A 6,000-nucleotide genomic window follows, 5' to 3' on the forward strand; every position below is an offset into this window, starting at 1 on the left:
TGTCGGACGACTGCCCGAGAGCTAGGGAGATAGTGATCATGAAGCTGCTGCGAGTGGGTACGGCGGGGTCGGAGCGGCCCGCGCTGCTGGACGCCGAGGGAACCCTGCGTGACCTGTCCGGTGTCGTCCCGGACATCGACGGGGCGCTGCTCGCCGACGCCGCCGCGCTCGGCCGGATCCGGTCCGCCGCCGAGGCCGGAGAGCTGCCCGCGCTGGACGAGGACGGCCTCCGTGTCGGCCCGCCGCTCGCCGGTATCGGCAAGGTCGTGTGCATCGGGCTGAACTACCACGACCACGCCCGTGAGACCGGCGCCGAGCTGCCTGTCGAGCCGATCGTCTTCTTCAAGGCGGGGGACACGGTGATCGGCCCGAACGACACCGTGCTCGTGCCGCGCAAGTCCGTGAAGACCGACTGGGAGGTCGAGCTCGCGGTCGTCATCGGCCGTACCGCCCGCTATCTCGAGTCCCACGAGGAGGCGCTCGCGCACGTCGCCGGGTATGCGGTGGCGCACGACGTCTCCGAGCGCGAGTTCCAGCTTGAGCGCAGCGGGACCTGGGACAAGGGCAAGAACTGCGAGACGTTCAACCCGCTGGGACCGTGGCTGGTGACCGCCGACGAGGTGCCCGACCCGCAGAACCTGGCGCTGAAGCTCTGGGTCAACGGCGAGCTCAAGCAGAACGGGACGACGGCCGAGCAGATCTTCTCGGTCGCGGAAGTGGTGCGGTACGTAAGCCAGTTCATGACGCTGTACCCGGGTGATGTCATCAACACCGGTACGCCGGCGGGCGTTGCCCTCGGCGCGCCCGAGCCCAAGCCCTACCTGCGGGCAGGCGATGTGGTGGAGCTGGAGATCGAGGGGCTCGGCCGACAGAGGCAGGAACTGAAAGACGCCTGAGCTGTACGAGGTTGGGCCGTACGGGATTGTGGTGACCCCAACTCTCGTACGGTGCCCAACTCTCGTACGGCGCCCAACTCCCGTGCGGCGCCCAAACTCCTACGGACCCTCAGCCCCCGTACGGACCCTCAGCCCCCGCACGGACCTCAGCCCTTGAAGCGCTCCAGCGCCGCCACCACCATCGCGTGGTCCTCCACCTGCGGCAGCCCCGACACCACCACGGTGCCGACAACTCCCGCGCCCTCGACGGCGATCGGGAACGCGCCGCCGTGGGCCGCGTAGGTGCCGGGGTCGAGGCGCGAGGACTCCTCGAAGGTCGTGCCTTTCGCGCGGAAGCGGGAGCCGACGAGGTAGGAGGAGCAGCCGTAGTGCTCGACGACGCGGCGCTTGCGGTCGATCCAGGCGTCGTTGTCCGGGGTCGAACCGGGTAGCGCCGCGTGGAAGAGCTGCTGGCCGCCGCGGCGGATGTCGATGGCGACGGGGGCGGCCTGCTCGCGAGCCAGGTCCACAAGCAGCGTGCCCAGTGCCCAGGCGTCGTCGTACGTGAAGTGCGGGAGCGTCAACCGGCGCTCCTGCTCCTCCAGTTCAGGAATGCCGGGGGCGCTCACAGGGACACCACCACCGCGTCGCGAGCCGAGCGGCGGGCCGCCTCCAGGACGTCGAGGGTGGCCGCGGCCTCGTGCGCGGTGACCGGGTTCGGGCCGCCGTCGTGCAGGGCGGCGGCGACGGCCGCGTAGTACGCGGGATACGCGCCCGGCAGCGTCGGCTCGGGCCGGCCGCCGCCCGTGAGCGGGGACTCGCCGGCGCCGACCCGGCCCCAGAGGGACTCGGGCTCGACACCCCACTCCTCGTCGGTGTCCGTGGGGCGCCTGCCGTCGCGCAGGGCCGCCTCCTGCGGGTCGAGGCCGTACTTCACATAACCGGCCTGCGAGCCCAACACGCGCAGGCGCGGGCCGAGTTGAGCGGTGGTCGCGGTGACGTAGAGGTGGGAGCGGACGCCGCTCTCGTGGGTGATCGCGATGAAGGTGTCGTCGTCCGTCTCGGCGCCCGCGCGGCGGATGTCCGACTCCGCGTACACCGAGGTCGCGGGGCCGAAGAGGACCAGCGCCTGGTCGACGACATGGCTGCCGAGGTCGTAGAGGAGACCTCCGATCTCTGCCGGGTCGCCGGACTCGCGCCAGCCGCCCTTGGGCTGCGGGCGCCACCGCTCGAAACGGGACTCGAAGCGCCATACGTCGCCCAACTCGCCCTCGGCGATGAGCTTCTGGAGCGTCAGGAAGTCGTTGTCCCAGCGGCGGTTCTGGAAGACGGAGAGGAGCAGGCCGCGTTCGTCGGCCAGGGCGGCCAGCTCGCGGGCCTCCGCCGCCGTACCGGCGAGGGGCTTGTCGACGACGACGGGGAGGCCCGCCTTGAGGGCGGCGGTCGCGATCGGGACGTGGGTCTTGTTCGGGGACGCGATGACGACCAGGTCCAGCTCGTCGGCGCGGGCCCACAGGTCGTCGGGGGTCGCGGCGAAACGGAGCCCGTCACCGAACTCGGCGCGGGCCTGTTCCCGCCGCTCCGGGTTCGAGGTGACGACCGTGTCGAGGACCAGGCCCTCGGTCGCCGCGATCAGGGGGGCGTGGAAGACGGAGCCCGCCAGACCGTAGCCGACGAGGGCGACGCGGAGGGGGCCGCCCGGGGTGCCAGGGGCGGCCGAGGCGGCGGACGTGCCGGAGTCAGAACCTGTGCCAGTCATACGTCCACTTTCGCAACGCTGTTGCCAAAGTGCAAGCGCGGGGGACAATGGCGTACGTGAACAGGAACGATGCGGGACCGGGGGCGGGGTTGCCTGCCGTACGGGGTGGCCGGGGCGGCCGGGGTACGGATGCGGTGACGGGCGTGAACCTGCTCGCCCTGCGCAGCCACAACGCCGCACTCGTGCTCGATCTGCTGCGCACGGCCGGGCCCGGCGGCATCAGCCGCCTCGAACTCGCCGAGCGGACCGGGCTGACCCCGCAGGCCGTCAGCAAGATCACGGCCCGGCTGCGGACGGACGGGTTCGTGGCGGAGGCGGGCCGCCGCGCCTCCACGGGCGGCAAGCCGCGTACGGTGCTCCGGCTCGTCCCGGAGGCCGGCCACGCCGCCGGGCTGCACCTCGACCGGGACGAGCTGAGGGCGGTGCTCTGCGATCTCACCGGAGCGGTGGTGGGCGAGCGGCGGGCTCCGCTGGATCTGGGGGGCGGGGCGGACGCGGTGGTCGAGGCGGCGGCCGCGGAGGTGGAGGCGTTGCTCGCGGGGGTGGGGGCTGTGCTGGGAGTGGGGGTCGCGCTGCCCGGTCCTCTCGATCACGCGCGGGGCGTGCTGCACCGGGTCACCGGGTTTCCGGAGTGGGACGGGTTTCCGCTGCGGGACGTGTTGGCGGGGCGGCTCGGGGTGCCGGTGGTGGTGGACAAGGACACGAACGCTGCGGCGTTGGGTCTGGCGGTGGGGGGTGGCAGCGGCTCCGGGTCCTTCGCCTATCTGCATCTCGGTACGGGGCTGGGGGCCGGGCTCGTGATCGGTGGGGCCGTGCATCGGGGGGCTCGTACGGGCGCCGGGGAGTTCGGGCACCAGGTCATCCAGCTGGACGGGCCCCTGTGCAGCTGCGGTGACCGGGGGTGCGTCGAGGTGCTGTGTCTGGGGGCCGTGCGCCGGGGGGCGGTGGGGGAGGCGGCGCGGGTGCTGGGGGTGGGGGCGGCGAATCTGGTGGGGCTGTTGGACATCGATGTGGTGTTGCTGGGCGGCCGTACGGTGGCGGCGCATCAGGGGGAGTTCGTAGGAGGTGTCGGGGCGGTGCTGGACGAGCGGGCTCGGCGGGAGGGCGTGGAGGCGGGGGTTCCCGTGCGGCTTGCCCCCGGCGGGGCGCGGGGGGTTGCCGAGGGGGCTGCGCAGTTGTTGTTGGCGCCGTTGTTCGGGCGGGGGGTGGGGTGACGGGGGGTGGGTTTCGTCCTCGCCCCACCCATTCCCCTGCCTCGGGGCTGTGCCCCCACGGGGTGCTGCGGGCACGCACAGCCAAGGTGCGCGTCGGGGCGGCCCCGTCACTTGCCGGACGACGCCCGATGACGTGCTCAACGAACTGTTCTCGGCGGCGTACAACGGTGGAGTGAACGGCCAGGAGCAGGGCGGCGCGTACGCCAGGCTAACGCGGTGCGGCGCGCCGCCGACCACCGGTGGCCTCTGAGAGATCGCAGGCGCTGCGGCCGGGCCGGAGGAGCTCAGACACAGTACGGGCTGGAACGTTTCCGCTGATCGAGGGGACCTCCGCGGCCGATCGGGCTCACGGCGGGCGTGGCGACCCGGTGTGGCCGGTCGCGTGTGGCAGGGTCACGGGCCGCTGCCCGGTACCGCTTACGCTCCCGATCGGCAAAGGCTCTTCATGCGAATGCGAATGCGAACGCGAACGCGATTGAGGCTGTGCACGTCCCTGCCCCTCTCCGTTACTGCTGCGGCCGCCGCCCTCCCGCTCACGCTCGCCACCCCCGGCACGGCCCTGGCGAACCCTCGCCCCACCTGCGCCGCCCCCGAGTCCCGCGCCTTCCCGGTGCAGACCAAGATCCACGGCGGGCCGTCGACGTACGACATCGGGGGCGACTACCGGATCTGGTACATCGACCTCACCAACACCACCGCGCACACCTGCGGCAACATCCACCCGATCGTCGTCCTCGTGGACGAGAAGCGGGCATTGCGGCCCGAGCAGGCGCGGCTGGAGTTCTACGGGGGCGGGGGCGGGGGCGGGATTCCGCATCCGGTCGAGTTCGAGAAAAGTGACGAGGACGAGAACGTGGGGGCCTTCGACGACGGGTTCCCTGGGTTCACGGTCGGCCCCGGCCGGACGCTCACCGTGAAGGTCCGCCTCTCCGTCACCTCCGACGCGGCCGCCCCGAACGAGGTCGTCGCGAACGCGGCCGTCGTACAGCGGCACGACAACGACGGGGACTGGGTCGGGGAGTCGAACGACTACCGCTTCCGCATCGAGGACGAGGGCGAGGGGGGTACCAGCGACGGCGACGGCGGCACCGGGGCCGGGGCCGGGGCCGGAACCGGCACCGGGGTCGGAACCGGCGACGGCGACAGTGGAGTCGTACAGGACGAAGGTGTATCGGCTGCGGAGGAGCTGGCCAGTACCGGTCCGCGTGCCTCGCACTGGTTCGGTGCGGCCGCCGGCCTCGGGTTGTTCGTCACGGGGGCCGTCCTCCTCGCCGTGTCCCGGCGGGCGCGGTCGCGCCGGTGATGGCGGGGGTCCGCGGCGTGCCCCGGTAGGCCCGGTCGAGCCGGTGACACCTGGAGCCCGCCGCGAGGACGCCGTCTGCGACGATCCTCCCCGTGGACTACCCGAACGACCAGGCCCCCGGCGCCCCCGTCCGCTCCGGCATCCCGGAGCACGGCCGCATCCCGAAGTACTACGCGGTGAAGGCCCATATCGCCCTGCTTGTCGAGGAGTTGGGCGAGGGCGGGGCACTGCCGCCCGAGCGTGATCTCGCGGAGAAGTACGAGGTCGCGCGGGAGACCGTACGGCAGGCGCTGCGGGAGCTGCTGCTGGAGGGGAAGGTGCGGCGGCAGGGGCGCGGCACGGTCGTCGCGGGGCCGAAGCTGGAGCAGCCGCTCTCGCTCGCCAGCTACACCGAGGGCGTACGGCGGCAGGGACGCACCCCCGGTCGTACGCTGATTAGCCTCGACCGCTTCCCCTGCCCCGAAACCCTCGCCGCCGAGGCCGGGCTGACGCGCGGCGAACCCGTCTGGCACATGGAGCGCGTCCTGCTCGCCGATGCCGAGCGGGTGGGTCTTGAGAGCACCTACGTCGCCGTGGCGCGCGTACCGCACCTCGACCGTGACTTCACTCCCGACTCCTCCTTCTACGCCTACCTCCACGACCGGCTCGGCATCGCGTTCGGCGAGGCCGACGAGCGGATCGAGACGGTGCTGGCCACTCCGCGCGAGGCGCTGCTCATCGGTACGCCGCCCGCGTTGCCGATGCTGCTGCTCCACCGGGTCTCGCGGGACACGGCGGGGGAGCCGCTGGAACGGGTGCGGACGCTGTACCGAGGGGATCGGTTCTCGTTCACCGCCCACTTGCGCGGCT

At 72.4% G+C, this 6,000-nt stretch carries 6 protein-coding genes; 4 read left to right on the forward strand and 2 right to left on the reverse strand.

Features of this window, described 5'->3' with window-relative positions; genetic code table 11:
* The first annotated feature begins 38 nt into the window (after positions 1–38).
* Positions 39–896: a fumarylacetoacetate hydrolase family protein gene (locus ACFWP7_RS04390; protein ID WP_384375770.1), complete on the forward strand. Its 858-nt coding sequence runs from the start codon at positions 39–41 to the stop codon at positions 894–896.
* Positions 897–1,042: 146 nt separating this feature from the next.
* Here the strand turns inward: ACFWP7_RS04390 and ACFWP7_RS04395 are convergent, their stop codons facing one another.
* On the reverse strand, positions 1,043–1,504 hold the full coding sequence (locus ACFWP7_RS04395; RefSeq protein WP_384375773.1) for a heme-degrading domain-containing protein: 462 nt from the start codon (positions 1,502–1,504) through the stop codon (positions 1,043–1,045).
* The gene (locus tag ACFWP7_RS04400; RefSeq protein WP_384375776.1) at positions 1,501–2,634 is read right to left on the reverse strand and encodes a Gfo/Idh/MocA family oxidoreductase; all 1,134 of its coding nucleotides are present in this window, start codon (positions 2,632–2,634) and stop codon (positions 1,501–1,503) included. Before ACFWP7_RS04400 ends, ACFWP7_RS04395 begins: the two co-directional genes overlap by 4 nt.
* Before the next feature lie 47 nt (positions 2,635–2,681).
* Between ACFWP7_RS04400 and ACFWP7_RS04405 the strand changes: the two genes are divergently transcribed.
* The 3 genes from ACFWP7_RS04405 to ACFWP7_RS04415 form a co-directional block, all read left to right on the forward strand.
* Positions 2,682–3,848: an ROK family protein gene (locus ACFWP7_RS04405; RefSeq protein WP_384375779.1), complete on the forward strand. Its 1,167-nt coding sequence runs from the start codon at positions 2,682–2,684 to the stop codon at positions 3,846–3,848.
* A 457-nt stretch (positions 3,849–4,305) separates the two neighbouring features.
* Positions 4,306–5,151 carry a hypothetical protein gene (locus tag ACFWP7_RS04410; RefSeq protein ID WP_384375782.1) on the forward strand — a complete coding sequence of 282 codons (846 nt, stop codon included), beginning with the start codon at positions 4,306–4,308 and terminating at the stop codon, positions 5,149–5,151.
* A 92-nt stretch (positions 5,152–5,243) separates the two neighbouring features.
* Positions 5,244–6,000 (forward strand): GntR family transcriptional regulator (locus ACFWP7_RS04415; protein ID WP_384375785.1); only part of this gene is annotated, 757 nt, incomplete at its 3' end.

Origin of the sequence: Streptomyces sp. NPDC058470 (assembly GCF_042721055.1) — a bacterium.
GTDB lineage: Bacteria > Actinomycetota > Actinomycetes > Streptomycetales > Streptomycetaceae > Streptomyces.